Source organism: Pseudomonas juntendi, assembly GCF_009932375.1.
Lineage (GTDB): Bacteria > Pseudomonadota > Gammaproteobacteria > Pseudomonadales > Pseudomonadaceae > Aquipseudomonas > Aquipseudomonas juntendi.
The window spans coordinates 1-1,033 of the sequence record NZ_BLJG01000304.1 but is presented as its reverse complement, the minus strand read 5'-3'; the positions used below and the strand labels follow the sequence as shown (position 1 = coordinate 1,033).

The window sequence follows — 1,033 nt, the reverse complement described above, 5'->3', positions numbered from 1 at the left end:
TTTGCCGAACAGCAGCAGCGCCTGGATGGGCTGCGCTGGTTTTTCAGCTATTCCGATGAAATAACCCCCCGGGAATTTGCCGGTTATGCCCGGCCGCTGCTGCACCGTACCCAGGCCTATGCCTGGGCCCCGCGCGTAGAGGCCGCGCAGCGCGCCGTGTTCGAACGCCAGGCCAGTAACCTTGCCGGCCCGGGCTTTATGATTCGCGATCAGGACCCGCAGGGGCAGTGGCGCCGCGCCCCTGCCCGCGACCTGTATTTTCCCGTGCTGTATAGCGCGTCAGGCACCTTGCCGGGGCTGCCATCTGGTCTCGACCTGGCCGCGCAGGATGCAGCCCGGGCAGTGCTTGCGCGGGCGCTGGTGCCGGGGAGCATGGCGGTGTCGCAGCCGCTGAAGTTGAATGCCAGCGAACCGGGCGTGCGCGGACTGATGATGGTGGCCCCGGTATTCGCCGTTGCCACGCCCCACGGCGCGGCAGCGGGTTATGTGCTGGCCCTGTTGAGCATGCCCGAGCTGATCGGCGATGGCCGGCCAGTGGCGCCTGACGATAACCTGGTAACGCGCCTGGTTGATCCGTCCGGGCGGCAGGGCCCAGAAGTTCTGTACGACTCCAACAACCCCGTGGCGCCCCTGTCGCTGGTCAGCGATCAGGTGTTGCACCTGGCGGACCGCCAGCTGCTGCTGAGTATCCGCCCCAGCCTGGCATTCCTGCAGGCCAACCGTTCTTCGGCGGTGCTGGCAGTCGGTGCACTGGGCGGTTTGCTGAGCCTGCTGCTGAGCGTGCTGTTGTTCAACCTGTTCAGCCAGCGTCAACGGGCCTTGGCCCTGGTTGCACAGCGCACCGCAGCGCTGCAGGTCAGCGAACAGTCGCTGCGTGGCACCCACAACCAGCTGCGCAGCGTGCTGGATGCCGCGACCCAGGTTGCGATCATCGCCACCAACCTCAAAGGGGTGGTCAGCACCTTCAATGCCGGTGCCGAAAGCATGCTCGGTTACCCGGCCAGTGAAGCCATTGGCCGCCTGCGCCTTGAGC

General features: G+C 66.4%; 1 protein-coding gene. It reads left to right on the top strand.

Going from position 1 to position 1,033, the window contains the following annotated elements; all coding sequences use genetic code 11:
* The coding region (locus tag GYA94_RS25090) for a CHASE domain-containing protein (protein WP_161893326.1) at positions 1-1,033 on the top strand (1,033 nt) is incomplete at both ends.